This is a genomic window from Nocardioides salsibiostraticola (assembly GCF_054783655.1).
In genome coordinates, this window is sequence record NZ_BAAGQD010000025.1 from 286,995 (window position 1) to 313,944 (window position 26,950).

Consider the following 26,950-nt stretch of genomic DNA (forward strand, 5'->3'; position numbering starts at 1 on the left):
CGACTCAGACCTCGTCCAGACCGTGCTCGGTCTTCTCCCAGTAGAAGGGGTTGGTGAAGAGCTGGATGAAGCCCTTCCACGCCGCCCAACTCATCAGGCCCCAGTACAGCGGCGACAGCAGAGCGGTTCGCGTGATGCCGAACTCACCGCGCTGCAGACTGCCCGCCACGTTGAGGTAGACGAAGACGAAGTTGCCGATGAACAGCAAGGCGCTCGCGGCGTAGAAGACCACTCCGGGGAACAGGTCGGTGATGAAACCCCACTGGGTCAGAATGTAGAGCGTGGTCAGGCCCCAGAAGATCGGGTTCATCAGCAGGACGAACGCGGTGCCCATGGTCAGGTTGAAACTGACGAAGCCGCGCAGCCCGGTCTGGGCGAGCAACTTCAACGGGTGACGCATGTGCACGAGCCAGGTCTGGAAGTAGCCCTTGTTCCACCGCGAACGCTGGCGGATCCAGTTGCGGACGTTGGAGTTGGCCTCCTCCAGCGTGGTGGAGTCGATCATCGCGGTGCGGTAGCCCTCACGGTGCAGACGGATACCGAGGTCAGCGTCCTCGGTCACATTGAACGGGTCCCAAGCACCGAGTTCACGCAGCGTCGAGGTGATGAAGTGGTTGGAGGTTCCGCCCAAGGGGATCGGAGCCTCGGCGGCGCCCATCGCGGGGAGGACCAGTTCGAACTGCATGGAGTACTCGTTGGAGAACCACGCCGTGAGGATGTTCTGGTTCTGGTTGTAGTGGTTCAACTTGGCCTGGATGCACACCACGTTGCCGGGCACCTGCTGGAAGGCCAGGACAGCCTTCTTCAACTGGTCCGGATCCGGCCGGTCCTCGGCGTCGTAGATGACGGAGTACTTGCCGATGGCGAGTTGCAGTCCGTAGTTGCACGCCTTGGGCTTCGTCTTGGGCTGGCTGTCGGGAACGACGACGGTATGGAAGTGCGGCGGCAGGGCCAGCTCGCGGATCTTGGCGATCGTCTCATCGTCGTCCTCCTCACACAGGAGCTTCACGTCAAGACGTGTCTTGGGGTAGTCCAAGGCGTTGATGTCGCGCACCAGACGCTGAACGATCCCGGCCTCCCGGTAGAGGGGCACGAGGATGGTGTAGATGGGCAGCGTCCGCTCGTCGAGAGCGGCGATCGCCTCGTCGGACACGTCCTGCTCCAGGTGCGTACCCAGCGAGTGCAGGGTCAACCGGAAACGGTAGATCGAGACGACGAGGTAGATGAAGCTGATCACCCCCACCAGTCCGATGAGCGTTCCGATCGGCCAGATCACTCCACCGATCACGATGGTGACCAGCGAGATGGCACCCACGGCCTTCTGAGCCGGGGAGACCACCACGTGGGCCGACGACTCCGGGTGCTCCTCCATCAGCGACCGGGTCGCCTGTTCGGCGTAGTGGTCCTGGTGGGTGCGCTGGATCAACTGGTCCAGGTCGGCGCGGTTGGCCAGCAACTGGCGAAACGGGGTCCCGAGGGCGTCCTCGATGTCGGCGGCGTCCTCCGAGGAGAGCGGACGGGCGACCGCCACCAACATGGCTTCCTCCGTCTCGGCGACCGGGATCGCCTGCAGACGTCGGGCCAGGCTCTGCGGTAGCCGTTGGGCGACCCCTGCATCGGGAACGAAGTCAGCCAGGCCGACGCGTTGCATCTGGTACATCTCGGAGAGGGCCGCCACCAGGACGTCCTCCGAGATGGATCCGTGGGCCACCAGGATGTCGCCGAGCGGGTCGCCGGTGCGGGAGTACTCCAACATGGCGCGCTGCAGCTCTTCGTTGGTGACCAGGCCACTGCGGGTGAGCATCTGGGCCATCTGCATGCGGGACCTGCGCGCCTCAGAGGATTCGACCTCGGCCTCGACCGGCGGATAGGTGTCGTCGATGGCCGCGACGATCTCGTTCACGGTATGCCGCACGAGTAGGACGGGCCGCTCGATGCGCTCGGAGACCACGTGCTCGGTGATGGCGTCAGCTGCGTCGGCGGCGGCGACCAACACCCGACCCTCGTGGAGGGCGTACGGCATGACCCGGAAGGTGCGGCAGATGCCTTCCGGGATGAGGTGACGCAGTTCGCCGTCGACCCCGTCGCCGAGGCGCGCGTCGTTCGGTTTGGTGGTCGTCGTCACTGAGTGCCAGCTCCGAACCCATAGGCAACTCGGCCCGGCGTGGTGGTGGTTCCGGACTGCTCAGACTTGTCCTGGCGCGGACGCAGCATGGCGAACACGAGGAACGCGGCGGTCAGAACGAGCAACGGCGCGATGACGAAACTCAGAAAGATCGTCACGAAGCCAACGAGCGTCACCACAACACCCACGGCGCCGGCTCCCGCCGACTTCACCGCTGGTCGCGACGCAGTTGTCTGCACCGACATGTCTACATCCCCCCTGATGTCTCCGGGGTCGCGCTCACTTTGGCGGTCCCCTGAGTTGTCGAACCTCATGGTAGTCATGGCGGGACCGCCTTCTACAACAACGCTGGGGTAACACTTCCTGTTAATCGGATGTGGCGCGGAACCTCGTCCCCGCAGGGGCTCTGGGCTGCTTCCAGGCCGTTTTCGAGCCCTTGGGAGGTGCGCTTCCCGCCGCCGGAGAATGAAGCCGAAATCGGGCACCAGCCGGTCAGGCGCCGCTACCTGCGCGCTCGCCCGCGTCCGGCTATCGTGGGTGGGGTGCTGGAAACTGTCTTCACCTACGCGTCCCCGGCCCTGAAGTTCGGGCCCCAGGCTTCTGCCGAGATTGGCCACGAGTTATCCACATGGGGGGTACGCCGTGTGCTCTTGATCACCGACCCGGGGGTGGCGGCCACCGGTGGGCCGGCTCGGATCGGTGAACAACTGACGGCGAGCGGCCTCGAGGTGACCACCTATGACCAGGCGCGTGTGGAGCCCACCGACGAGTCGATGCGTCACGCCATCGACTTCGGCCGGGACCAGGGCCCCTTCGACGCCATCGTGGCCGTCGGTGGCGGATCGGCCATCGACACCGCCAAGGCGGTGAACCTGCTGACCACCAACCCCGGCGACCTGATGGACTACATCAACGCCCCCGTCGGCAAGGGTCAGGCGCCCCAGAAGCCCCTGCTGCCGCTCGTGGCGGTCCCCACCACCACCGGTACCGGCAGCGAGAGCACCACCATCTGTGTCCTCGACGTCCTGTCACTGAAGGTGAAGACGGGGATCAGCCACCCGGCTCTGCGGCCCCGACTCGCCGTGGTCGATCCCACCCTGACCGCCACGCAGCCCCCCATGGTCACCGCAGCCTCGGGAATGGACATCCTGTGCCACGCCCTGGAGAGCTACACAGCCCGACCGTTCGACCGTTTCGAGGCCAAACGTCCCGAGCAGCGGGTGCCCTACTGCGGCGCCAACCCGATCGCGGACATGTGGTCGACCAAGGCACTGGAGATGCTGGCCGGCTCCTTCCGCCGGGTGGTGGGAGCGGCCGGCGACGGCCCCGCCGGAGCCGATGATGCGCAGGTGCTGGTGGACCGGGAACAGATGGCCCTGGCGGCCACCTTCGCGGGCCTGGGCTTCGGCAACGCCGGTGTCCACATCCCGCACGCCAACGCCTACCCGGTGGCGGGCCGGGTCCGCGGATTCCGCCCGAAGGGCTACCCCGAGAGCAGTGGTGCGATGGTGCCGCACGGGATGGCGGTCTCGTTGACGGCTCCGGCGGCCTTCCGCTTCACCTTCGATGCCGCCCCTGAGCGGCACCTGCACGCTGCCCGGCTGCTCGACCCCACCGGCGAGGCCGCCGGCTCGAGCCAGGGGGCCGACGTACTCCCGGCGGTTCTGACGCGTCTGATGCAGGACATCGGGCTCCCCAACGGGCTGGCCGAGATCGGCTACGGCGACGCCGACGTCGACGATCTGGTGGGCGGGGCCCTGCAGCAGCAGCGACTGCTGGCCACCGCGCCCAAGGACGTAGTCGCCGAGGACCTCGCCGGGGTGTTCCGCGCCTCCATGGACCATTGGTGACGGATCCGTGGTGACGGATCCGTGGTGACCGATCAGTGGTGACCCCTGAACCTCCGGGCCCACCGTCGACCGGTCGGATGGCGTTCGCGGGATCGGTGGTCGTCTTCGGGGTCTGCCTGGTCGTGGCTTACTTGACGCTGCCGGAACGCGTCCCGGTGCACTTCGAGACCTCCGGTGACCCCGATCGGGTCGTCGGGCGCACCGAGGCGTTGGTGACCACCGCGATCCTCGGCGCGGCGATGGCGCTGTTCTTGGGTTCGCTCGCGGCGTACTCCCACAGGATCCCGTTCACGTGGATCAACATCCCCCACAAGGAGTGGTGGCAGGCCTCCCCGGTGCGCGAGCGTCGGTTGCGGACGATGCTCGGGGCCGATCTCTACTGGATGGCCGCCGCCACGATGTTGCTGATCGCCGGCATCCTGCTGCTGATGATCTCTGCCTCCCGCGCGGAGGTGCCGAGGTTGAGCCCGTGGTCCTGGGTGCTGATCGGGGGCTACACAGCGGTGGTGCTCGGGTACGCCGGCTACGCCACGACGGTCCGCTACCGGCCCACCGAGGGCACTGAGGACTGAATCACGTTCGCCCGGATTGTCCGAACGTTGCGATACCTCGGATACTTGTAGTCCGTCCGGTACCGACCTGAAGCGGGAGCAGATGACGCAGTTGAGCGAGCGCGATCAGGCGGGGCAGGCCATCGCCCCGGGGGACCTCGTGGCCGCGCTGCGGCGACGTGGCGTCAGCGACGTGGACGACTCCACGCTGGCCCGGGCCCTCTACTCCTCGGACTCCTCGCTCTACCGAGTCGTTCCCCAGGCCGTGGCGCGGCCCCAACACGTCGACGAACTCGACGCGATCCTCGACGTCGCCCGCGAGGCCGGCGTACCGGTCACCATGCGGGGCGCCGGTACGTCGATCGCGGGCAACGCGGTCGGCCCCGGCATCGTCGTGGACACCCTGCGCCACCTCCACCGGATCGGCCCGATCGATGCGGAGGCGGGCACCGTCGAGGTCGAACCCGGAGTCGTGCACGCGAATCTCCAACGGGCGGCCGCCCCGCTGGGTTGGCGCTACGGACCCGACCCCTCGACCCACACCCGGTGCACGATCGGCGGGATGATCGGCAACAACGCCTGCGGCTCACGGGCCCTGGGCTACGGCCGCACCGCCGACACGATCGTCGACCTCGACGTGCTCCACCCCGGGTCGGGAGTGAACCATCGACTGGCGGCACTGGCCGAGGAGCACCTCGGTCACATCCGCACCTCGTTCGGGACATTCTCCCGTCAGGTCAGCGGCTACTCCCTCGAGCACCTTCTCCCCGAACGACGCTCCATCCCGCGCTTCCTCGCCGGGTCGGAGGGGACCCTCGGCATCGTTCGTCGGGCCACGGTGTCCCTCGTGCGTGAAGAACCCCGCGACCTGCTGGTGCTGGGCTACCCGACGATGCCCGAGGCCGCCGACGCGGTTGCGCCCTTGCTGGCGATGGCCGCGGCTTGGCCCGACGCGCGGATGATCGCCTGCGAGGGACTGGACTCACGGATCGTGGAACTCGTGCGAGGGCGCGGCACCCCGGTGCCCGATCTCCCGTCCGGGGCGGGGTGGCTGTTCGTAGAAACCGCAGGGGACGACCGTCAGGGACTCTCGGCGGCCCTGGCCGCCGGTGCCGCCTCGCTGGGTTGGCGTCAGGTCACCTCGGCCACGGAAGCGGCCGCGCTCTGGCGGATCCGTGAGGACGGCGCCGGTCTGGCCGCCCGGTCGCTGGCGACGCCGGCGTACTCCGGGTGGGAGGACGCCGCCGTACCCCCTGAGAAGCTCGGTCTCTGGCTGCGCGACTTCGACGACCTGCTGCGTGAGCACGGACTAGACGGCGTCCCCTACGGCCACTTCGGCGACGGTTGTGTGCACGTCCGGATCGACTTCGACTTCTCCGATGGCGGAGCCCGGTTCCGCTCCTTCCTCGAGGAGGGAGCTGACCGGTTGGCCGCCTACGGCGGATCGTTGTCCGGTGAGCACGGTGACGGGCGCGCCCGATCGGAACTGCTGCCCAAGATGTACGACGCGGAGTCGATGGCGCTGTTCGGCCGGGTCAAGCAGATCTGCGACCCCGAGAACCTGCTCAACCCCGGCGTCCTGGTCGACCCCGCCCCGTTGGACGCTGACCTGCGCCCCGCCCGACCGAGGGCCTCGATCGACCGGGCGAACGCCGGGTTGCGTCTGCTCCACGACAACGGTTCGCTCGCCGACGCGGTGCATCGCTGCACCGGGGTGGGCAAGTGCGTCGCGCCGACGACGACCGGGGTGATGTGCCCCAGCTTCATCGCCACCCGCGAGGAGAAGGACTCCACCCGGGGTCGTGCGCGGGTCCTGCAGGAGGCGATGGACGGCGAACTGGTCGGCGGGTTGGCCGATCCGGCCGTGCACGAGGCTCTCGACCTCTGCCTGTCCTGCAAGGGCTGCTCGTCCAACTGCCCCACGGGCGTGGACATCGGGTCCTACAAGGCCGAGGTGCTGCACCAGACCTACCGTGGCAAGCGGCGTCCCCGTAGCCACTACACGCTCGGCCGGCTGCCTCGCCTTGCGCGGATGGCCGCACCGATGGCCCCGCTGGTCGACAAGATGATGGCGCTTTCGCCGATGGCGACCCTGGCCAAGTCGGTAGCCGGCATCGACCAACGCCGCTCCCTGCCCGGCTTCGCCGCCAAGACCCTGCGCCGCTCGGTGCGGGGTGAGTCTGACGCTGGATCGACCGACGCACCCGACGTGTGGATCTGGGCTGACTCGTTCACCGATCACTTCGCCCCGCACACCGCCCACGCGGCGATCAAGGTGCTCGCCGCCGCGGGGCTGCGCGCCCGGGTGATCGACGAGTCCGCCTGTTGCGGACTGACCTGGATCACCACCGGACAACTGGACGCCGCCCGCAAGATCGTGGGCCGTTCGGTGGCCACCCTGGCGCCGTACGTCGCCTCGGGGGTGCCCGTGATCGGTCTGGAACCGTCGTGTCTGGCTGCGCTGCGTTCCGACGCCGTGGAGTTGACCGACGACCCCCGCGCGGTCGAGGTCGCCGCCGGGGTCCTGACCTTCGCCGAGTTGCTCAGCGACCTGCCCCGGGGCAAGACCTGGACCCCGCCGGACCTCACGGGCACCAGCGTCGTCGCGCAACCCCACTGCCACCACTCCTCGGTGATGGGGTGGGAGGCCGACGAGCGGCTGCTGCGCGACGCCGGGGCCGAGGTCGTCAAGGTCGCCGGATGCTGCGGCCTCGCCGGCAACTTCGGGATGGAGAAGGGCCACTACGAGACCTCCGTGGCCATCGCGGAGTCCTACCTCCTGCCGGCCGTGCGCGCCGCGGACCAGGACGTGGTGGTCCTGGCCGACGGCATGTCGTGCCGGGTCCAGCTCGACGATCTCGCCGACGTCCACGGCATCCACCTCGCCGAACTCTTCGCGAGTCGACTGTGAACCCGCGACATCGACGGATGATCATCTCCGCAGCGTTCTTCGGTCTGCTGCTGCTGGTCATCGTGTCGGCACTACTGAAATGAGCTGCGAATGAGTGAACCACTGCTGCGCGTGCTGACGCAGATGCGCGCACACCTGCTCGACCCGGAGGTGCTGGTCAAGGCCGTCGCCTCGGGGCGCCAGCGCGGCCAGCAGCCGAAGTTCCGACGCGTCGAGGCGCGGTACGTCGACCTCAAGGCCGGACCGCACCTGCAGATCACCTCCTACGACGACACCCAGGCCCACACCGCCAACCACGCGGCCGGTGACGCCGCCCGCGACGCGGTCGACGAGTTGCTCGACGAGCCGTTCGGCAACTGGCACATCGACACCACCACCCAGTCCCACCAGGTCCGGGTGACCAAGAAGCTCGAAGCGTTGCTGCACACCACCGATCGCGAGGAGGAGGTCGAGGTCGACCGCGGACACGACCGCGACAAGACCCGCCTCCTGGCCGCCGACGACCCCGTCTTCGCCGCCCTCGGCCTAGCCGACGAGCAGGGACGGCTCAAGGACAGTCGCCAGGCGAAGTATCGCCAGGTCGAGGAGTTCCTGCGGCATCTGGACGCCACGATCACCGACGCGATGTCTCGCGGCCGTCTGCGCCGTCCGACCGTCGAGGACCCGCTGCGGATCGCGGACCTCGGCTGCGGCAACGCCTACCTCACCTTCGCGGCACAACGCTTCCTCAGCAGTGTGCGTAACCTCCCGGTGCGCGTGGTCGGGGTCGATGTGAAGGAGCAGTCCCGCGAGCACAACTCGGAGGTGGCGCAGCGGTTGGAGATGGACGCCCACTTCGTTGTCGGCTCCATCTCGGGGGTCGAACTCGACGAGGCCCCCGACGTCGTCCTTGCCCTGCACGCCTGCGACACCGCCACCGACGAGGCCCTGGCGAGAGCGGTGAGTTGGGGTGCGGCGGTCGTGCTGGCCGCCCCGTGCTGCCACCACGACATCGCCGCGCAACTGCGCCGCGTGCCCACGCCAGCGCCGTACGCCGCCCTGACCCGGCACGGCATCCTGCGCGAGCGGTTCGCCGACACCCTGACCGACGGGCTGCGGGCGTCATTGATGCGACTGTCGGGCTACAAGGTCGAGGTGACCGAGTTCGTCGAGAGCCAACACACGCCGCGCAACACCCTGCTGCGGGCGGTCCGGTCGGGCTCGCCGGTCAAGGGCGGAGGTGTCCGCAAGGAGTACGACGACCTCGTCGGCACCTGGGGCATCACCCCGCGTCTGGCCGTTCTGCTCGAGGACCTCGAGGGCTGAGTCGTGGGCCGGCTGGCGACTCCCTGGCTGATCCTGGCGGTGCTGCTGCCCTTCGCGTTCGGGCTCAGCGTCGCGCTGGCCGATGACGAGGGTCCCGACCGGACGGTGCTGACCTTCGCCGACCCCGAGATCGTGGAGTCGAGCGGGCTGGTGGTTCGCGACGGTCTCGTGGCGACGGTCAACGACTCTGGTGACGTGGGCCGGACCTTCGTGGTGGATCTGGCCACGGGGGAGACCGTCGGTGGGGTGACCTGGGGTGAGGCGACCGACGTCGAGGCGCTGGCACCCACGCCCGACGGTGGGCTGCTGGTCGGCGACATCGGCGACAACAGCCGGTCGCGTGACTCCGTGGAACTGGTGCGGGTCGGGTTCGCCCGGGGAGAGGCGACGGGGGAGGAGGCGCGCTACCGGCTGACTTATCCCGACGGGTCGAACGACGCCGAGGCGCTGCTGGTGCACCCGGTGACCGGGGAGGTCCTCGTGGCGACGAAGGGCATCTTCTCCGGCGAGCTGTACGCCGCCCCCAAGTCGCTCGACGAGCTCCCCGAGGGTGATGCCGGGGTGTTGACTCCGGTGGCTCAGGTGGGCTCGGTGATCACCGACGGGGCGTTCTTCCCCGACGGGGAGCACCTGATCCTGCGCGACTACTCCTCCGCGACGGTCTACACCTACCCGGGACTGGCGAAGGTGGGCACCTTCGACCTCCCCGAGCAGGAGCAGGGCGAGGGGATCGCCGTCAATCCCGAGGGCGGCGTGTTCGTCAGCACCGAGGGGCAGTTCACCTCGATGCTGCGGGTGCCGCTCCCGGCCGAGGTACGCCGGGCGTTGGCGCCTGTGTACGCGTCGCCGTCGCCGTTGGTCTCGGCCGATCCGAGTGCCAGCGCGTCTGCGGAGGTTTCGCCGGGTTCGACAGCGGAACCTCTGGGCGGGACCGTCGAGCCGGAACCCGCGGTGGAGCAACCGTTATGGCTGTGGCTCGGCGGGGTACTGATCGCAGGGGTGGCACTCGTCGTACTCGTGCGGTCGCTGCGTCCCCGCTGATCTGCCCTTGACGTGTCACCGAACCCGCCCGTGAGAGGACCCGCGATGCCTCGACTGCGCCGCACATCACCGGAACAACCCGGGTGGACCCGTCGCCGCGCGGGTAGCGGCTTCGTCTACCTCGACCAGGGCGGGGAGCGCTTGCCCGCGGAAGACGCCGACCGGGTGCGGGCGTTGGTGATCCCACCCGCCTGGCGCGACGTGTGGATCACGCCGTACGCCAACGGGCATCTCCAGGCCGTGGGGACCGATGAGGCCGGACGACGGCAGTACCTCTACCACCCCGAGTGGCGCCTGCGCCGCGACGCGGAGAAGTTCGACCGGATGCTGCTGTTCGGCAAGGGTCTGGTGGCGGCCCGGGAGCGTGTCCTGATGGACCTCGGGAGGGAGGGGATGCCGCAGGAGCGTGCGTGTGCGGCCGCGGTCCGGCTGTTGGACCTGGGGTACTTCCGGATCGGCAACGACGTGTACGCCGACACCAACGGCAGCTTCGGGTTGACCACCCTGGAGCGGCGCCATGTGCGCCGCCGGCAGAACCGGCTGGTCTTCTCCTTCGTGGGCAAGTCCGGGGTCGAGCACGAGGTGGAGATCGACGACGCGACGGTCATCGAGGCGGTCGACATCATGCGCCGGCGTCGCAGCAAGCTGGACCCGCGGCTGCTGGCCTTCAAGGACGCCCGGTCCTGGCGGACGATGGTGCCGGACCTGGTCAACAGCTACGTCCGGGAGGTGACGGGCCTGGAGGCCACGGCCAAGGACTTCCGCACCTGGCACGCCACGGTGCTGGCCGCGGCTGCGTTGGCCGAGACCCCGGAGGCGGGGGAGACCAAGGCCTCCCGCAAGCGCGCGGTGGCCGGGGCGATGCGGGAGGTGTCGGAGTTCCTGGGCAACACCCCGGCCCTCGCCCGGTCGTCGTACGTCGATCCTCGGGTCATCGAGGCCTACGACCGGGGGCTGACCATCCACGGCACCACGCGGCGTACCCACGCCACCCCCGACGAACGCCAGGCCGCCCTCGAACGCGCCACCCTCAAACTCATCAAACAGGTCGCCTGAGAGATAGTCCCTGACGCTTATGCGACGACACGCCGACGAAAGTCGCACAAACGTCAGGGACTACCCCGGCGGTGTGAGGGTCAGGAGTGCTCGACGACGTAGTCGATGCAGGCGGTGAGGGCCTCGACGTCGGCGGGATCGACGGCGGGGTACATCCCGATCCGCAGTTGGTTGCGACCCAGCTTGCGGTAGGGCTCGGTGTCGACGATGCCGTTGGCTCGCAGGGTGGCCGCGATCGCGGCGGCGTCGATGGCCTCGTCGAAGTCGATGGTGCCGATCACCAGCGAGCGGTGGCTCGGGTCCGTGACGTACGGCGTGGTGTACGACGTCCGGTCGGCCCAGCCGTACAGCGCGTCGGACGACGCGGTGGTCCGCTCGACCATGCCGTCGATCCCGCCCAGGCTGTTCATCCAGTCGAGTTGCTCGGCCATCAGGAACAGGGTCGCGACCGACGGGGTGTTGTAGGTCTGGTTCTTGGCGGAGTTGTCGATCGCCGTCGGCAGGTCGAAGAACGCCGGGATGTGCCGGTCGCTGGCTCCGATCCGGGCCGCGCGGTCGAGAGCGGCGGGCGACATGATCGCGATCCACAGCCCGCCGTCGGAGGCGAAGCACTTCTGAGGGGCGAAGTAGTAGGTGTCGACCTCGGTGAGGTCGACCGGCAACCCGCCGGCCCCCGAGGTGGCGTCGATGAGGACCAGCGACTCCTCGGCGGACGTGCCGGCCGGGCGTGCGATCGGCGCCATCACCGCGGTGGAGGTCTCGTTCTGCGCCCAGGCGTAGACGTCGACGCCCTCCTCGGCGCTGGCCTCCGGGCGGGTGCCGGGGTCGGTCTTGATGATCGACGGGGCATCGAGCCACGGCGCATCGGCCGCGGCCTTGGCGAACTTCGCGGAGAACTCCCCGAACGACAGGTGCTGGCTCTTCTTCTCGATCAGACCGAAGGTGGCGACGTCCCAGAACGCGGTCGCGCCACCGTTGCCGAGCACGACCTCGTGACCCTCCGGCATACCGAACAGCGCGGCGAGGCCCTCGCGGACCCGCCCGACGGTCTGCTTGACCGGGGCCTGGCGGTGGGAGGTCCCCATCAGGGTCGAACCGGTGGCGGCCAGGGCCTCGAGGTGGCCGTTCTGGATCTTCGACGGTCCGGCGCCGAAGCGTCCGTCCGCGGGCAGGAGTTCGGCGGGGATACTCAGCAAAGTCACGCCTCCTATTCTGGCAGGCGGGCGAGGGGACGACGGATCGGAGGCCGCTGGATGGGCAGCATGCACGTGGAGCGCGTGGGCTACGGGCACCCCGACGCCGTACGCCTCATCGAACAGGTGCAGCAGGAGTACGTCGAGCGCTACGGCAGCCCGGACGAGGGGCCGATCGACCCGCTCATGTTCGACCCGCCCCACGGCAGCTTCTTCGTCGGCTACCTGGGTGGCGAGGCGGTCGCCACAGGGGCCTGGCGTCGGTCGTCGGTGGCGGCCTTCGGGCGGGCCGAGAGTGCCGAGATCAAGCGGATGTACGTCGTCGCCTCGGCTCGGGGGATCGGGGCCGCTCGCACGATGTTGGCCCGCCTCGAGGACTCGGCATGGGAGGCGGGCCTGAGGGTCGCCGTACTGGAAACCGGAACGGCCCAACCGGAGGCGATCGGTCTCTACGAGTCGGTCGGCTACACCCCGATTCCGGGCTTCGGGCACTACCGGGACTCACCCCTGTCGCGCTGCTTCGGACGAACGCTGTCGAGATAGCCGGTGGCGATGTGTGGCCCCCGTGGCAGCCGCGTCGGTTGGGCCCGATGGGGCAGATGAGGCAGATGAAGTGGGGTGTCGGGTCGGCTGGGTCGCTGATTTCTGGCACTCTTCGACCATGCTCTCGAACAACCATGGGGTGGTTTCGGAGACGCTGACTCGACTGGAGGAGCGTCTGCGCGCGCGCGACGTCGAAGGCGCTGTCGCGTGCTTCATGCCCAACGGCGCCATCTACGGCAAGGACGTCGGCGAGCAGGCCCACGGGGCCGCCGAGCTCCGGGCCCTCTTCGGCGGCCTCGTGGCCTGCGAGGAGACGATCGGCTGGGACCTCGCTGAGACCCATGTGCGGAGCAGCGCCGGTTCGGTGTGGTTCGTGGCCGACGCGTCCCTGGTCGTCCGGGGGCCCAACGGCGTCGAGCCGCAGCAGCACCCGTTCTGGATGTCGGGGATCCTGCGCGGCCATCACGGTTTCTGGCGCTTCGAACTGTTCAACGGCACGATGCCCCTGATCGGTTCCCGCCCCGAATCATCGCCATCGCCATCGCCATCGCCGGCTCCGGCTCCGGTTCTGCGCCTGGTCACGAGCGAGAACATCGAGTCAGGCGCCCGCGTTTCCTGACGCGTTCTCGAGACGGACCGCCCCGTCCCGGGTGAGACTTCTGGGGTGTTTCTCCCCGCCTCCCCCCACCGCGGGCGACCCGCGCGCCGCCGCTTCGGCCTGTCGCTGATCGTCCTGTCCCTGCTCGCCTCCACCTTACTGGGCGTCCCCATCGTCGGCGCCAGCGCCGCCGCCGCACCCGAGCCCATCGAGGACTACGCCTCGTGGCAGCCGGTCAAGCGGTGCACGCCGAAGGCGAAGCCCGGCACGGTGACCCTGAGCCGCTGGATCGTGAAGAAGTACGGCGGCGGGAAGGGCTACATCTCGCGGTCGTGCGGCTCGACCTCGGAGCACACCGAGGGTCGGGCCTTCGACTGGCCGCTGAACGCCGATCGGCGGGCGGACCGACAACGGGCGAACAAGTTCCTTCGCCGGATCCTGCGCACCGACAACCGGGGCAACGAGCACGCCTGGGCGCGCCGGATGGGCGTGATGTACGTGATCTGGAAGGACCGGATCTACTCGGCCTGGAACGAGTTCGAGCCCGAGCCCTACCTCTCGTCCTCCTGCAAGAAGCGCAGTCGTTGCTCCAAGACCCTGCGACACCGCGATCACGTCCACATCTCGCTGACCCGACGCGGCGGCAAGGGCAAGACCAGCTGGTACGCCCACCGCTGGCGGTGAGTCGGCGCTTCTTGACGCCGCGAATGCCGCGAGTCGGCGCTACTTCGAAAAGTAGCGCCGACTCGGCGGTTCAGATGAAGGTGCGGTGGGTCAGTTGCCCCACTCGGGCTTCCAGCCCTCGACGGAGTCCGCGCCGCGGGAGGCGGGGCCGGTGTAGATGGCCGAGGGGCGGATCAGGCGACCGGTGCGCTTCTGCTCCAGGATGTGGGCCGACCAGCCGCCGGTGCGGGCGCAGGTGAACATCGAGGTGAACATCGGCGCCGGGACCTCGGCGAAGTCGAGCACGATCGCGGCCCAGAACTCGACGTTGGTCTCCAGGACGCGGTCGGGACGACGCTCCTTGAGCTCCTTCAGTGCCGCCTTCTCCAGGGCCTCGGCGACCTCGTAGCGAGGGGCGTCGAGCTCACGGGCGGTACGACGCAGCACCCGCGCGCGGGGGTCCTCGGCACGGTAGACGCGGTGGCCGAAGCCCATCAGGCGCTCGCCGCGGTCGAGGAGGTCCTTGACGTACTTCTCGGCGTCGCCGGACTCCTCGACGTCGGAGATCATCCCGAGCACCCGGCTCGGGGCGCCGCCGTGCAGCGGGCCGCTCATGGCGCCGATGGCGCCGGAGAACGCGGCGGCCACGTCGGCACCGGTGGAGGTGATCACCCGAGCGGTGAAGGTCGAGGCGTTCATGCCGTGCTCGGCCGCGGAGGACCAGTAGGCGTCGATGGCCTTGACGTGCTTGGGGTCGGCCTCGCCCTTCCAGCGGATCAGGAACTTCTCGGCCAGGGTGCCGCCCTCGTCGACGACCTTCTGGGAGACGACCGGCTTGTTCAGTCCGCGAGCCGACTGTGCGGCGTACGACAGGACCATGACGGCGACCCGGCTGAGGTCCTCACGGGCCTGCTCGTCGGAGATGTCGTAGGTCTGGCCGAAGCCGAAGGCCGGTGCGAGCATCGCGACGGCGGCCTGGACGTCGACGCGGACGTCGCCGGTGTGGACGGCGAGGTTGAACGGTTCGGCGGGCGGGAGGCCGGGGGAGTAGCTGCCGTCGATGAGCAGCCCCCACACGTTCTCGAACGGGACGCGCCCGACGATGTCTTCGATGTCGACGCCGCGGTACCGCAGTGCGGAACCCTCTTTGTCGGGTTCGGCGATCTCGGTCTCGAACGCTACGACGCCCTCGAGTCCGTGGTGTACCTCGGTCATGGGTGGTGACTCCTTCGTCCGGGACCCGGTGTCGGGCGTGCCGTGGGGCATTCTGCCCCACGGCCTGATCGGCCCGACCAGTTCCCCTTCGGTGGAGGTCTTGGGCGTGAACGCGGCCCGCTAGATTCGAGCGATGACTACCCCCGAATCGGCCCGGCCCGACCTCGCTTCGCTGCGCCAGGAGTACGCCGCTGGCGGGCTGGTCGAGTCGGAGTTGGCGTCAGATCCGATGACGATGTTCGACCGGTGGTTCACCGCGGTGCGCGACGGCGGCCTGCACGAACCGAACGCGATGGTGCTCTCGACCGTTTCCTCCGCAGGCGTCCCCTCGTCGCGGACCGTCCTGCTGAAGGGGCTCGAGTCGGACGGGTTCCGGTTCTTCACCAACCTCGACTCCCACAAGGGGCGGGACCTCGCGGCGAACCCGGCCTGCTCCCTGCTGTTCCCCTGGCACGCCCTGGAGCGACAGGTCAGAATCGTTGGCCAGGCGAGCCTGCTGTCGAGGGGCGACGTGGCGGCGTACTTCTCCTCACGTCCGCGGGGGTCCCAGCTCGGGGCCTGGGCCTCGGCGCAGTCGAGCGTGGTCGAGGGGCGCGAGGCGTTGGAGGCGGCGTACGACGAGGCGACTCGGCGGTTCGGCGACGGTGAGGTTCCTGTTCCTGATCACTGGGGCGGGTACGCCGTACGCCCCGAGGTCGTGGAGTTCTGGCACGGCCGCCCCAGCCGCCTGCACGACCGGCTGGTCTACCGCCGCGACGACTCTTCCCCTTCCTCTTCCTCTTCTTGGGTGGTCGAGCGACTGGCCCCCTGACCGGGGTAGTCCCTGACGTTTATGCGACGACACGCCGTGAAAGTTCGCACAAGCGTCAGGGACTACCCCGGCGGAGGGGACAGCACGACCGGTGGCGACTGCGGCCGATCAGGACGCGCGGTACCGCAAGAGACGCAGTCGCTCATCGCGACTCAGGGCACGGCGCGCTGCGACGGTGTGGGTGGGCACCCATCCGGGAGGGGGTTCGATCGTCCACGCCCGGTCACGGCCCTCGGCCTGCCTCGCACGGGAGTACGCCGCGGTCAGCCGCTCGAGGAACCGCCACCGTGGCTCGAAGGCCTCCGCGACCCGGGTGACAGATTCCAGGCCCAGGGATCGCCACAGTTCTTCTCGCCCCAGATCCCGCGCACGTTGCTTCCCGTGCAGATGGTGGCTTCCGTCGTACTCGCCCACGACCCCCGCTTCGGGGTCGAGGAGATCGGGCGTGCCGAGATGTCTGCCGCGCAGATCGAAGATCGGGGTGTTGCTCAGCAATCGTGCGCCCGAGATGTGTTCGCACCAGAGATGGCGAGTGATGGTCTCTTGAGGTGACCATGAGTTCTCGTCGGTGTGGGGGATCGCTTCGCGAGCCAGCGGGATGCCTGTCCATCCGTTCTGGTTGGCGAAGAACTCCGCTTGCTCCTCCGTCGTGACGAGGTCAGAGAAGGCGGCGCGATCGAACACTCCCACTGCGCTACCCAGGCTGCCGGCGTACCGCATCTCGAAGGAGACGGAGTAGGTCGGCAGCGTGAGCGTGAGTCCTTGCGCGGTAATGACGTGTCGAGCGCCCAGACCCTCGGCGCTGATGAGGATTCCCGGTTGCCGGCGGATGTCGTGGGTGCCCACCACGATCGTCACCGGGAGTGGGTCCCCAGCTGCGTCGAGGCCGTCGAACCACCGAGCTCCCAACCACCGAAGCGCCGCCCAGCCGGTGATTGCGCCCTGCTGGGGAACCACCGCTGCTGCCTCCCGGATCCGTTGCTCGACGACGTCACTGTCGACCCAGGAAGGGACGTAAAGACCTCGGGCGGTACGACGCCACGCATTGGTGCGGACGTCGTACGGGCTCGGACTTCCGCCGGTGCGGTTGATCCGCATCGGGGCTACGGAGTGTTTACGACGACGGAGCCGCTCGGCGTCCCCGGGACCGGCCATCCGGTTGGTGACGCGAAGGGTCCAATCGGGTGGAGTGACGTCCCGCTCAGACATGACTGGAACTCTGCCCGTGGTTGTCGATTCCCGCGACCGGCTATCCACAGGCCCGCCATGACCGAGGTAGTCCCTGACGTTTGTGCGACGACACGCCGTGAAAGTTCGCACAAACGTCAGGGACTACCCCAGCGGATGACTTGTGAGTGAGCGCTCACTCACATACAGTGACGGAGTGACGACGACGCGGGAACGAGCCCGGCCCCTGAGCCCGGAGGAACGACGTACGACGATCCTCGAGTCGGCCCTGCCGCTGGTGCTCGAGCACGGGCGGGCCACGACGACCAAGCAGATCGCCGCGGCGGCGGGGGTGGCCGAGGGCACGCTCTTCCGGGTCTTCGACTCCAAGGACGAGATCTTCGCCGCGGTCCTGGCCGCGGCCTTCGAGCCTGGCCCCTACCTCGCCGAGCTCGACGCCATCGACCTCACCCTCCCGGTCGAGGCGAAGCTGCTGGCCCTGACCGCCTCCATGCAACGCCGGTTCGTGACCATCTTCCGACTGATGATCGCTTTGGCGGTCGACAAGCCACCTCCGCCCCCGACCGGGCCCGGATCGCCGGACCACCAGCACGACGAGCACGAGGAGTGGCGACGCGAGGTGACCGCCCGGATGGTCGCCATCCTGGAACCCGACCAGAGCGACTTCCGCCTGCCGCTCGAGGACGTCGTACGGATGTTGCGCCTGCTGACCTTCTCCGGCAGCCACCCCCACGTCTCCGAGCAACAACCCCTCACCCCCGAGCAGATCGTGGACGTCGTCCTCCACGGCACGAAGAAGAAGGACGCCTGATGCTGCTTCGGATCCTGCGCTCCCACCTCGCGCCGTACCGGCGTTGGTTGACGATCATCGTCGTCCTGCAACTGACGGCCACGGTCGCGATGCTCTTCCTCCCGAGCCTCAACGCCGACATCATCGACCAGGGCATCGCCGTCGGTGACAACGACTTCATCCTGCGCACCGGCGCGATCATGCTCGCGGTCTCCCTGCTGCAGATCTCCTGCTCCGTCGGGGCTGTGTGGTTCGCCGCTCGCACCGCCATGGCCTTCGGGCGGGACCTGCGCGCCGACGTCTTCGGCCGCGTCGGCACCTTCTCCGGTCGCGAGGTCGGCCGCTTCGGGGCCCCGTCCCTGATCACCCGCACCACCAACGACGTCCAGCAGGTACAGATGCTGACCCTGATGGCCTGCACCATGGCCGTGACCGTGCCGATCATGATGGTCGGCGGCATCGCGATGGCCATGCGAGAGGACCTCGGGCTGTCCTGGTTGCTCGCGGTCGTGGTCCCCGCACTCTTCATCTCGGTCGGGTTCGTCGTGTCGAAGATGGTCCCCAACTTCCGCCTCGTCCAGAGCCGCATCGACGAGGTCAACCGGGTCCTTCGAGAGCAGATCACCGGCATCCGCGTGGTCCGAGCCTTCGTCCGCGAACCGCAGGAGACGGCGCGGTTCAAGCGCGCCAACGACGACCTCACCGACGTCTCGGTCCGAGCCGGTCGCTGGATGGCGACGATGTTCCCGCTGGTGATGCTGGTGGTCAACGTCGGCAGCGTCGCGGTCATCTGGTTCGGCGGCCAACGGGTCGACGCCGGTCAGATGGAGGTCGGGGCGCTGACCGCGTTCCTGCAGTACCTCATGCAGATTCTGATGTCGGTGATGATGGGCACCTTCATGCTCATGATGATCCCGCGGTCCGCGGTCTGCGCCGATCGGATCGCAGAGGTCCTCGACACCGACAGCACCGTGGTACCCCCCGAGGTCGGCATCACCGAACTGCAGACCCGCGGCCGACTCGAACTCGACTCGGTCGGGTTCACCTACCCCGGCGCCGATCGTCCCGTCCTCAGCGACATCTCGTTCACGGGCCGGGCAGGTCAGACCATCGCCGTGATCGGTTCCACCGGCTCCGGCAAGAGCACGCTGGTCAACCTGGTGCCGCGCCTGTTCGATGCCACCGCCGGCACGGTCCGGGTCGACGGGGTCGACGTACGCGACATCGATCCCGAGCACCTCTGGGCGCGGATGGGCCTGGTCCCGCAGAAGGCCTTCCTGTTCACCGGCACGGTCGCGACGAACCTGCGCCACGGCCGACCCGACGCCACCGACGCCGAACTGTGGCACGCCCTCGAGGTCGCCCAGGCCCGCGACTTCGTGGAGGACATGACTGAAGGTCTGGACTCACCGATCAGCCAGGGCGGCACCAACGTCTCCGGCGGCCAGCGCCAACGTCTGGCCATCGCCCGCGCGCTCGTACGCCGCCCCGAGATCTACCTGTTCGATGACGCGTTCTCCGCGCTCGACCTGGCCACCGACGCCCGGCTGCGCGCAGCGCTCAGGCCCGAGACCCGCGACGCGATGGTCCTGCTGGTCGCCCAACGCGTCTCGAGCATCCGCGACGCCGACCTCATCCTCGTCCTCGAGGACGGCCAGTTGGTCGGCAGCGGCACCCACGACGAACTCCTGGCCGACAACCCGACGTACCAAGAGATCGTCGATTCCCAACTCACCGTCGAGGCGGCGTCATGAGCGACATGAACGGACGCAGCGGCGACCTGAAGGAGACCGAGCGGATCGAGGCCCCGGCGGGCGGTCCCGGTCGCGGCCCCATGGGCGGCGGCCAGGTCGGCCAGAAGGCGATGACCTTCGTCCCGTCGGCGAAACGGATGGTCGCCCGGATGGCGCCCGAGCGAGGTCGCGCGGTCAGCGTGATCGCGCTGGCCGTGATCAGCACCTTCATGATGGCCTTCGGGCCGCGCCTGCTGGGGCGGGCGACCGACCTGGTGTTCGCCGGCTTCATCGGCCGCCAGTTCGCTCCCGGCGCCGACCCCGCCGAGCTCCCCGACGCGGTGCAGACTCTCGACGTGGTGCCCGGCCAGGGCATCGACTTCGACGCGGTCCGCAACGTGCTGCTCATCGTGCTGGCCGTGTACGCCGTTGCGTCGGTCCTCAGTTGGCTGCAGGGCTACATCCTCAACGACGTCGTGCAGAACACCGTGCGCCGGATGCGCGCCGAGGTCGAGGACAAGGTCAACAAGCTGCCTTTGGAGTACTTCGACCGGCAGTCACGCGGTGAACTGCTCAGCCGGGTCACCAACGACATCGACAACGTCAGCCAGACGCTGCAGCAGACGATGAGCCAGCTGCTGACCTCGCTGCTGACGGTGGTCGCGGTGCTGTCCATGATGTTCTGGATCAGTCCGACGCTCGCGCTCATCGCGCTGATCGCCGTACCCGCCTCCATCCTGTTGACCACCCGGATCATGAAGCACTCGCAGGGTCAGTTCATCGCGCAGTGGCGCCAGACCGGCAAGCTCAACGCCCACATCGAGGAGACCTTCTCCGGTCACGCCCTGGTCACTGTCTTCGGGCGTCGCACCGAGGTCGAGGAGACCTTCGCCGAGCAGAACGAGAAGTTGTACGACGCCTCCTTCCGCGCCCAGTTCATCAGCGGGCTGATCATGCCGATGATGATGTTCATCGGGAACCTGAACTACGTCATCATCGCCGTCGTCGGTGGGCTGCGGGTCGCCAGCGGGACCCTGACGCTGGGCGAGGTCCAGGCCTTCGTGCAGTACGCCCGCCAGTTCACGCAGCCGTTGACCACGGTGGCGTCGATGACCAACCTGTTGCAGTCCGGGGTCGCGTCGGCCGAGCGGGTCTTCGAGCTGCTCGACGCCGAGGAGCAGCGCCCCGACGCGGTCGGTCGCGACTCCGTGGACACCCGTCCCGAGTCGCCCCAGGGTGCCGGGGAGGTGCGCTTCGAGGACGTCTCGTTCGCCTACGACCCCGAGCGTCCGCTGATTGCGGACCTGTCGCTGGTGGCGCGTCCGGGTCAGACCGTGGCGATCGTGGGGCCGACCGGCGCCGGCAAGACGACGCTGGTCAACCTGGTGATGCGGTTCTATGAGTTGCACGGTGGCCGGATCACGCTGGACGGCGTCGACATCACCGCGATGCCACGGGCGCAGCTGCGTGGTCGGATCGGGATGGTCCTTCAGGACACCTGGCTGTTCGGCGGCACGATCCGGGAGAACATCGCCTACGGGCGCCCGGACGCGACCGAGGAGGAGCTGCTCGAGGCGGCGCGCGCGACCTTCGTGGACCGGTTCGTCCACTCGCTGCCCGACGGGTACGACACCGTGGTGGAGGAGGACGGCGGGAACCTGTCCGCGGGGGAGCGTCAGCTGCTCACCATCGCTCGCGCGTTCCTGGCGAACCCGGCGCTGCTGATCCTCGACGAGGCGACCTCTTCGGTGGACACCCGCACCGAGGTCCTGCTGCAGCACGCGATGTCCGCTCTGCGCAGCGACCGCACCTCGTTCGTGATCGCCCACCGGCTCTCCACGATCCGCGACGCCGACCTGATCCTGGTCATGGAGGAGGGACGGATCGTCGAGCAGGGCACCCACGAGGAGCTGCTCGCGGCCCAGGGGGCGTACGACGCGCTCTACCGCTCCCAGTTCGCGGCGGCGCTGGCCTAGCGAACCTGCGGCGTACCCGAAAAAACCTCTTGAACGTGGGTCGTGCGCGATCTATCGTCGAAGGACACGGGAAAGGAGGTGGTCCAGAGAATGCATTCTTCTAGGACGCGTGAGGTGGCTGCCCGCTAGCAGCCCAGCACCATGCGGACATCACGCTCCGCTTGGCTGTTGGCGAATCCCCAGCAGCCACCCGACCCGCAGGCGATCCGGGCAATCACGTCCCCCGGAGTGGACTCCCCGGAGTCCGCGCCTGCGGGTTGTCCCATTTCCGGTCCCTCTCACCGGGGTAGTCCCTGACGTTTGTGCGAGTTCGCTCGGCGTGTCGTCGCATAAGCGTCAGGGACTACCCCGGTGGAGTGCCCTCCCTCACAACAAGTTGCCGAATACAACTAACTGACTTAAGGTTGACGACGGCAACTAACGAAAGGGGAGTGAGGACGGGTATGACGAACACGTTGGAGCCGGAACTGGCAGAGACTCCGGAGGTCTCAGGGGCTCGGACCACCACGCCCCCCACGGGTACGACGCCCACCGGCGGACCCGACGTACCGGTCGCCATGACCCACCCCGAGGTCCTCAAGGCCCTCAGCGGACTCCTCCTCGCCATGTTCGTGGCCATGCTCTCGAGCACCGTGGTCACCAACGCCCTGCCCAGCATCGTCAGTGACCTGAACGGCAGCCAGACCGGCTACACCTGGGTCGTCGTGGCGACCCTGCTGACCATGACCGCCACCACCCCGATCTGGGGCAAGCTGGCCGACCTGTTCAGCAAGAAGATGCTCGTCCAGTCGGCGTTGATCATCTACTCACTCGGCTCCCTGATCGCCGCCTTCGCACCGTCCATGGGCGTTCTGATCGGCGCCCGCGCCATCCAGGGCCTCGGCGTCGGCGGTCTGACCGCCCTGGTGCAGGTCGTCATCGCCAGCATGGTCAGCCCCCGCGAACGCGGCCGCTACTCCGGCTACATCGGCGCCGTGTTCGCCCTCGCCACGATCAGCGGACCCCTCATCGGCGGAGTGATCGTGGACAGCCCGTTCGGCTGGCGCGGCTGCTTCTTCGTCGGACTTCCCTTCGCCGCTGCGGCCTTCGTCGTCCTCCAGCGCACCCTGCACCTGCCGGTGATCCGCCGCGACGTCCAGATCGACTACCTCGGCGCCACCCTGATCGTGGCCGGGTTCAGCATCCTGCTGGTCTGGGTGTCCCTGGCCGGCCAGTCCTTCGCCTGGGGCTCGGTCACCTCCCTCGCCCTGGTCATCGGCGGGGTCCTGACCGTCGCCGCCGCGCTGTACGTCGAGGCGCGGGTCGCCGTCGACCCCGTCATCCCGCTGCGCCTGTTCGCCGATCGCACCACCGCGCTGGCCACTGCCGCCTCACTGTTGGTCGGCCTGGCCATGTTCACCTCCACGGTCTACCTCAGCCAGTACTTCCAACTCGCCCGCGGGATGAGCCCCACCGAGGCCGGTCTGATGTCGATCCCGCAGGTCGGTGGGTTACTCGTGGCCAGCATCGGCAGTGGCCGGATCATCAGCGCGACCGGTTTCTGGAAGCGCTGGTTGGTCGGCGGTCTCAGCCTCCTGGTCGTCGGCTTCGTGCTCCTCGGACGCATCGACGAGAGCACCGGACTCTGGGAGATCGGCGCCTTCATGGTGCTGGTCGGCCTGGGTCTCGGCGCCACCATGCAGAACCTCGTCCTGGCGGTGCAGAACAACGCGGCCGCCTCCGACATCGGGGCCGCATCGTCCTTGGTTGCGTTCTCACGGTCGATGGGCGGCTCGATCGGCGTCTCGGCGATGGGGGCCGTCTTGGCCGCCCGGGTCGCCGCCAGCATGAGCGCCGGGCTGGACCGGTTGGGCGTCGCGGCCGGCCACCAGAGCCACTCGATCCCCACGTTGAGCGAACTGCCGCCGCCGATCCGCGCGCTTTATGAGGCGTCATTCGGCCAGGCCGTGGGACACATCTTCTGGATCTGCGTTCCGTTTGCGATCCTTGCCCTCATGTGTGTGATCTTCATCCGCGAGGTGCCCCTGCGCACCACCCTCGACGACCCCCGATGAGCGGCTCGTCGCGCGCGGAGTCCATCCGCAGCCTGGAGCACCAGGTCGGGGTCCTGATCCGTCGGATCAAGCGGGTGATCGGCGAACGCGCCGCCGCGGTCGACGCCTCGCTGCAGCCCTCGGCGTACCTGATCCTGGCCTACCTGGTCGAGCACGGCGCCGTGCGCGCCTCGGCGATGGTGGAGCTCTTCACCATCGACAAGGGCGCGGTCAGCCGACAGATCAGCCACCTCGAGGAACTCGGGCTCGTCGTACGCCGCCCCGACCCGGACGACGGTCGGGCCACGCTCCTCGACGCCACCGACGAGGCGGTCACCCGGATGCAGGCGGTTGCGGCGAATCGCAGGGAGTGGATGGACGAGCGCCTCGGTGACTGGTCCGACGAGCGGTTGGCGACCTTCGCCTCCGAGCTCAGCACCTACAACACGGCCCTGAACCGCCCGCCCGACTGACGGGTCAGAGAGCGTCAGGCGAAGGTGGCCGGGTCCACCGTGATCCAGATGTGGGACGCGGCGGCGACCAGCGCGGGCTGACCGTCCGCGTCGAGGTCGGTGGGGTCGTAGAGCGACACCCCGGTGCTGACCTTCCGACCCTCCTGACCGCGGGCCTCGCCGACCAGGATGTGCTGGACCCCGATCCGCGGGCGGCGTACGACGTGGGCGGTCATCGAGCCGAGCACCATCAGGCGTTCGGTCAGGTCGCCGGCCCAACCGCCGATGCAGTCCAGGGCAGCCCAGGTCGAGGGCAGGTTCGCCGAACCGGCCGCCGCAGCGTCCTCATACTCGGCCGCCGGGGTCCAGGTCGTGGCAATCCGGGTCCGGCCCGCCGGGGTGTCATCGACCTGCCCGGGGAAGATCCGCAGACCGTCGCCCTCGGCCCGGTCGGTCCCGCAGACGAAGCAGGTCGGGAACGGGTGGAAGGTGTGCCCGGGGTACCCGGCACTCGCCGCGCGGGCCACGTCGAGGCCGACCGCGGGGACGGCCTCCGGCGCAGCAGCATCGGCGCCGAGGTCGGTCGCCTCGGCCACGCGCTGATCCATCCCGTCGAGAGCGATCACCCGGCCCTCGTCGCTGGTCACCGAGATGGGCGCGTCGATCGGCGGCGGCAGCATGAGTCGTACTGCGACCGTGGACCGGTCGGAGTCGTCGACCAGAGCGGCCAGGGCCCCGGCGGCCCAGCCACCGTTGGCCGATCCGGGTGGGCCGGAGAATCGGGCGGGGATGAACAGGTCGGTCGTGACGGTCACAGGGGTGCTCACTTTCGGATCTCTTCCCACCGGGCGAGCGCTTCCTTGCGCTCGTCGGAGTGGTCGACGATGGGGTCGGGGTAGCCGGCGGCCGTGCGGTCCTCCGGGCTCGGGTCGTGCGGGTCGGCGCCGTCGGGGAGGTCGGCGAGTTCGGGCACCCACCGCCGCACGTAGGCGGCCTTCGGGTCGAACTTCTTGCCCTGGGTGGTCGGGTTGAAGACGCGGAAGAACGGCGAGGCATCGGTTCCGGAGCCGGCTACCCACTGCCACCCGTGCTGGTTCGAGGCGAGATCGCCGTCGACGAGCCACCGCATGAAGTGGGCGGCGCCGTGCTGCCACTCGATGTGCAGATCCTTGACGAGGAAGCTGGCCACGATCATCCGGACCCTGTTGTGCATCCAGCCCGTGGCGCGTAGTTGACGCATTCCGGCGTCCACGATGGGGTAACCGGTCCGCCCGTGCTGCCAAGCGGCGAGCGGTCCCTCCTCACCTGAGGCGCCCTCGGGGTCGTCGTACCGCATCCCGGCGTACTCAGGGCGGAGGTACTCCCGCGCCGTCTCTGGGCGGGCGAAGAGGACATCGGCGTAGAACTCGCGCCAGGCCAGTTCCTTGCGGTAGGTCTTGGCGCCCGCCGAGCGCAGCGGTGCGAGGTCGGCCAGCAGGGTGCGGGGGTGCACCTCGCCCCACTTGAGGTGCGGCGACATCCGGGAGGTGCCGTCGATGCCGGGGGAGTCGCGGTCGTCGTCGTAGTCTTCGACGCGGTCCAGGAAGTCCTTCCAGCGCTTGCGCGCGGCGGCCTCACCGGCTTCGGGGATGTCCATGCCGTCGGGGAGTTCCGCCTCAGGGATCTCGACGGTCTCCTTGAGGGAGAGCCAGGACGGGTTCGAGGGCGCGTCGACGGGGTCGCGCCAGCCGTGGTCGGCCCATGCCCTGGAGAAGGGTGTGTAGACCTTGTAGGGATCGCCGCTTCCCGAGGTCACCCGGCCGGGGGCGACGGCGTACGGCGAACCGGTGCGCTCCATCGCGATCCCGTGCTCGGACAGGGCCTCCTCGACCTCGGCGTCGCGGCGGTGACCGTAGGGGCCGTAGTCGGCGGCCAGGTGCACGGTCTCGGCGCCGACCTCGCGGGCCGCGAGCACCACCTGGCGCACGGGGTTGCCTCGGACGATCTGCAGCGGGATGCGTGCCGCGAGATCGCGCAGGGTGGCGGCGAGATAGGCCTGTCGTACGTCGCCGGCCGAGCCCCAGAGGGCAGGGTCCAGGACGAACAGCGGGAGGACGTCCCCGTCCTCGCAGGCGCGGAGCAGGGCGGGGTTGTCGGCCAGTCGCAGGTCGCGACGGAACCACATCACGGTGGGCATCACCCACCACTCTGCCATGCACCGTCGATGCGTAAGAATAGGCTGGTGAGCGACCTGATCGACACCACCGAGATGTACCTCCGCACGATCTTCGAACTCGTCGAGGAGGACATCGTCCCTTTGCGCGCCCGGATCGCCGAGCGGCTGCATCAGAGCGGCCCGACCGTCTCGCAGACCGTGGCCCGGATGGAGCGCGACGGCCTGCTCACCGTCGAGGGCGACCGCCACCTCGAGCTGACAGAGGAGGGCGACCGCCTGGCCACCCGGGTGATGCGCAAGCACCGGTTGGCGGAGCGGTTGCTGACCGACGTCATCGGGCTGGAGTGGGAGCTGGTCCACGACGAGGCCTGCCGCTGGGAGCACGTGATCTCCGAGTCGGTCGAGCGCCGCCTGATGGTGCTGCTCGACAACCCGACCGAGTCGCCGTACGGCAATCCGATCCCGGGCCTGGCCGAGCTCGGTCAGACCGAAGGGGCCGAGGAGTTCATGACCGGCCTCGTCTCGCTCTCCGATGCCGCGGGGGCCGAGGAGGCCCGCGTGCAGGTGCGTCGCATCTCCGAGGAGATGCAGAAGGACGAGCACCTGATGAGCGCCCTGCGCCGCGTCGGGGCCATGCCGGACAGGACCATCACCGTGGTCACCACCGACGCTGGCGTCCTGGTCGGCTCGGGCGGCGAGACCGCCGAGATCGTTCCCGAGGCTGCCGACCACATCTTCGTACGCCGCCTGTGACGCGCTGG

General features: G+C 68.8%; 24 protein-coding genes. 16 read left to right on the top strand and 8 right to left on the bottom strand.

Annotation, left to right across the window (positions count from 1 at the left end):
- Window positions 1–4: 4 nt before the first annotated feature.
- Complete coding sequence (locus ACYVLV_RS13660; RefSeq protein WP_460810718.1) at window positions 5–2,125, bottom strand: glycosyltransferase family 2 protein; 2,121 nt, start codon at window positions 2,123–2,125, stop codon at window positions 5–7.
- Window positions 2,122–2,370: a hypothetical protein gene (locus tag ACYVLV_RS13665; RefSeq protein ID WP_460810719.1), complete on the bottom strand. Its 249-nt coding sequence runs from the start codon at window positions 2,368–2,370 to the stop codon at window positions 2,122–2,124. Before ACYVLV_RS13665 ends, ACYVLV_RS13660 begins: the two co-directional genes overlap by 4 nt.
- Before the next feature lie 297 nt (window positions 2,371–2,667).
- Here ACYVLV_RS13665 and ACYVLV_RS13670 point away from each other — a divergent pair, with 297 nt between their 5' ends.
- The 6 genes from ACYVLV_RS13670 (at window position 2,668) to ACYVLV_RS13695 (ending at window position 10,839) form a co-directional block, all read left to right on the top strand.
- Window positions 2,668–3,975 (top strand): hydroxyacid-oxoacid transhydrogenase, encoded by a 1,308-nt coding sequence (locus ACYVLV_RS13670; RefSeq protein ID WP_460810720.1) that lies wholly within the window; start codon window positions 2,668–2,670, stop codon window positions 3,973–3,975.
- Window positions 3,976–4,013: 38 nt separating this feature from the next.
- The gene (locus ACYVLV_RS13675; RefSeq protein ID WP_460810722.1) at window positions 4,014–4,547 is read left to right on the top strand and encodes a DUF1648 domain-containing protein; all 534 of its coding nucleotides are present in this window, start codon (window positions 4,014–4,016) and stop codon (window positions 4,545–4,547) included.
- 82 nt (window positions 4,548–4,629) lie between these two features.
- Complete coding sequence (locus ACYVLV_RS13680) at window positions 4,630–7,437, top strand: FAD-binding and (Fe-S)-binding domain-containing protein (protein ID WP_460810723.1); 2,808 nt, start codon at window positions 4,630–4,632, stop codon at window positions 7,435–7,437.
- Window positions 7,438–7,527: 90 nt separating this feature from the next.
- The gene (locus tag ACYVLV_RS13685) at window positions 7,528–8,742 is read left to right on the top strand and encodes a class I SAM-dependent methyltransferase (RefSeq protein WP_460810724.1); all 1,215 of its coding nucleotides are present in this window, start codon (window positions 7,528–7,530) and stop codon (window positions 8,740–8,742) included.
- Window positions 8,743–8,745: 3 nt separating this feature from the next.
- The gene (locus ACYVLV_RS13690) at window positions 8,746–9,783 is read left to right on the top strand and encodes a hypothetical protein (protein WP_460810725.1); all 1,038 of its coding nucleotides are present in this window, start codon (window positions 8,746–8,748) and stop codon (window positions 9,781–9,783) included.
- Between the two features lie 45 nt (window positions 9,784–9,828).
- Window positions 9,829–10,839, top strand: a complete 1,011-nt coding sequence (locus tag ACYVLV_RS13695; protein WP_460810726.1) for a DNA topoisomerase IB — start codon at window positions 9,829–9,831, stop codon at window positions 10,837–10,839.
- Between the two features lie 80 nt (window positions 10,840–10,919).
- Here the strand turns inward: ACYVLV_RS13695 and serC are convergent, their stop codons facing one another.
- Window positions 10,920–12,041, bottom strand: a complete 1,122-nt coding sequence (gene serC / locus ACYVLV_RS13700) for a phosphoserine transaminase (protein WP_460810727.1) — start codon at window positions 12,039–12,041, stop codon at window positions 10,920–10,922.
- 51 nt (window positions 12,042–12,092) lie between these two features.
- Between serC and ACYVLV_RS13705 the strand changes: the two genes are divergently transcribed.
- The 3 genes from ACYVLV_RS13705 (at window position 12,093) to ACYVLV_RS13715 (ending at window position 13,857) form a co-directional block, all read left to right on the top strand.
- Entirely contained in the window at window positions 12,093–12,575 is a 483-nt protein-coding gene (locus tag ACYVLV_RS13705) for a GNAT family N-acetyltransferase (RefSeq protein WP_460810729.1), read from the top strand.
- 118 nt (window positions 12,576–12,693) lie between these two features.
- Window positions 12,694–13,194 (top strand): nuclear transport factor 2 family protein, encoded by a 501-nt coding sequence (locus ACYVLV_RS13710; RefSeq protein ID WP_460810732.1) that lies wholly within the window; start codon window positions 12,694–12,696, stop codon window positions 13,192–13,194.
- Between the two features lie 45 nt (window positions 13,195–13,239).
- A complete protein-coding gene (locus tag ACYVLV_RS13715) occupies window positions 13,240–13,857 on the top strand; it encodes a hypothetical protein (RefSeq protein WP_460810733.1) in 618 nt (205 codons plus the stop codon).
- 90 nt (window positions 13,858–13,947) lie between these two features.
- Here the strand turns inward: ACYVLV_RS13715 and ACYVLV_RS13720 are convergent, their stop codons facing one another.
- Window positions 13,948–15,051 (bottom strand): citrate synthase 2, encoded by a 1,104-nt coding sequence (locus ACYVLV_RS13720; protein WP_460810734.1) that lies wholly within the window; start codon window positions 15,049–15,051, stop codon window positions 13,948–13,950.
- Window positions 15,052–15,184: 133 nt separating this feature from the next.
- Here ACYVLV_RS13720 and pdxH point away from each other — a divergent pair, with 133 nt between their 5' ends.
- A complete protein-coding gene (gene pdxH / locus ACYVLV_RS13725; protein WP_460810735.1) occupies window positions 15,185–15,862 on the top strand; it encodes a pyridoxamine 5'-phosphate oxidase in 678 nt (225 codons plus the stop codon).
- Between the two features lie 108 nt (window positions 15,863–15,970).
- Here the strand turns inward: pdxH and ACYVLV_RS13730 are convergent, their stop codons facing one another.
- The gene (locus ACYVLV_RS13730) at window positions 15,971–17,071 is read right to left on the bottom strand and encodes a hypothetical protein (protein WP_460810738.1); all 1,101 of its coding nucleotides are present in this window, start codon (window positions 17,069–17,071) and stop codon (window positions 15,971–15,973) included.
- Between the two features lie 175 nt (window positions 17,072–17,246).
- On the opposite strand from ACYVLV_RS13730, the gene ACYVLV_RS13735 reads away from it, so the two are divergent.
- Genes ACYVLV_RS13735 through ACYVLV_RS13745 form a run of 3 tightly spaced genes read left to right on the top strand, consistent with a single transcriptional unit; the run spans window position 17,247 to window position 21,549 of the window.
- Window positions 17,247–17,861: a TetR/AcrR family transcriptional regulator gene (locus tag ACYVLV_RS13735; RefSeq protein WP_460810740.1), complete on the top strand. Its 615-nt coding sequence runs from the start codon at window positions 17,247–17,249 to the stop codon at window positions 17,859–17,861.
- Window positions 17,861–19,594, top strand: coding sequence for an ABC transporter ATP-binding protein (locus tag ACYVLV_RS13740; protein WP_460810744.1), 1,734 nt, complete (start codon window positions 17,861–17,863; stop codon window positions 19,592–19,594). The genes ACYVLV_RS13735 and ACYVLV_RS13740 overlap by 1 nt, the downstream gene beginning before the upstream one ends.
- Window positions 19,591–21,549: an ABC transporter ATP-binding protein gene (locus ACYVLV_RS13745; protein WP_460810745.1), complete on the top strand. Its 1,959-nt coding sequence runs from the start codon at window positions 19,591–19,593 to the stop codon at window positions 21,547–21,549. Before ACYVLV_RS13740 ends, ACYVLV_RS13745 begins: the two co-directional genes overlap by 4 nt.
- A gap of 125 nt (window positions 21,550–21,674) precedes the next feature.
- Here the strand turns inward: ACYVLV_RS13745 and ACYVLV_RS13750 are convergent, their stop codons facing one another.
- On the bottom strand, window positions 21,675–21,815 hold the full coding sequence (locus ACYVLV_RS13750; protein WP_460810747.1) for a hypothetical protein: 141 nt from the start codon (window positions 21,813–21,815) through the stop codon (window positions 21,675–21,677).
- 177 nt (window positions 21,816–21,992) lie between these two features.
- Here ACYVLV_RS13750 and ACYVLV_RS13755 point away from each other — a divergent pair, with 177 nt between their 5' ends.
- Both ACYVLV_RS13755 and ACYVLV_RS13760 read left to right on the top strand, forming a co-directional pair.
- Complete coding sequence (locus tag ACYVLV_RS13755) at window positions 21,993–23,603, top strand: MDR family MFS transporter (RefSeq protein ID WP_460810748.1); 1,611 nt, start codon at window positions 21,993–21,995, stop codon at window positions 23,601–23,603.
- Window positions 23,600–24,055, top strand: a complete 456-nt coding sequence (locus ACYVLV_RS13760) for a MarR family winged helix-turn-helix transcriptional regulator (protein WP_460810750.1) — start codon at window positions 23,600–23,602, stop codon at window positions 24,053–24,055. The genes ACYVLV_RS13755 and ACYVLV_RS13760 overlap by 4 nt, the downstream gene beginning before the upstream one ends.
- A 14-nt stretch (window positions 24,056–24,069) precedes the next feature.
- Here the strand turns inward: ACYVLV_RS13760 and ACYVLV_RS13765 are convergent, their stop codons facing one another.
- Entirely contained in the window at window positions 24,070–24,861 is a 792-nt protein-coding gene (locus ACYVLV_RS13765) for a hypothetical protein (protein WP_460810752.1), read from the bottom strand.
- Window positions 24,858–26,210, bottom strand: a complete 1,353-nt coding sequence (locus ACYVLV_RS13770; RefSeq protein WP_460810753.1) for a cryptochrome/photolyase family protein — start codon at window positions 26,208–26,210, stop codon at window positions 24,858–24,860. Before ACYVLV_RS13770 ends, ACYVLV_RS13765 begins: the two co-directional genes overlap by 4 nt.
- Before the next feature lie 45 nt (window positions 26,211–26,255).
- Between ACYVLV_RS13770 and ACYVLV_RS13775 the strand changes: the two genes are divergently transcribed.
- Window positions 26,256–26,942: a metal-dependent transcriptional regulator gene (locus ACYVLV_RS13775; protein WP_460810756.1), complete on the top strand. Its 687-nt coding sequence runs from the start codon at window positions 26,256–26,258 to the stop codon at window positions 26,940–26,942.
- The last annotated feature ends 8 nt before the right edge of the window (window positions 26,943–26,950 follow it).